Source organism: Klebsiella sp. K47 (assembly GCF_051858335.1).
Lineage (GTDB): Bacteria > Pseudomonadota > Gammaproteobacteria > Enterobacterales > Enterobacteriaceae > Klebsiella > Klebsiella pneumoniae.
In genome coordinates, this window is record NZ_JBPYUI010000174.1 from 1 (window position 1) to 248 (window position 248).

The following is a 248-nucleotide window of genomic DNA, read 5'->3' on the forward strand; positions in this document are numbered from 1 at the left end:
TCCGTCAGAGAGGGCCGCAGACGACCCGCCCCGCGTGCCAATTCCATTCACCCCGCATCTTCGACGATGCTTCAGTGAGGTTTGACATGCACATCACTTCCCAGGATATCTGCGCCGCGGCCGACCAGCTCAAGGGCTTCGTAGGCTTCAACCACAAGCTGGGCCGGCATATCGTGCGCTTCAGCGAAGACTCGTTCGGCATGGACGTGGCCGACGACAGCATCATCCCCAGCCATGAATTCGTGTGG

The 248-nt window shown here is 60.5% G+C and carries 1 protein-coding gene; it reads left to right on the forward strand.

From position 1 onward, the window contains the following. Window positions 1–86: 86 nt before the first annotated feature. A partial coding sequence (locus RRF55_RS27590; protein WP_439419239.1) for a DUF2025 family protein occupies window positions 87–248 on the forward strand: 162 nt, incomplete at its 3' end.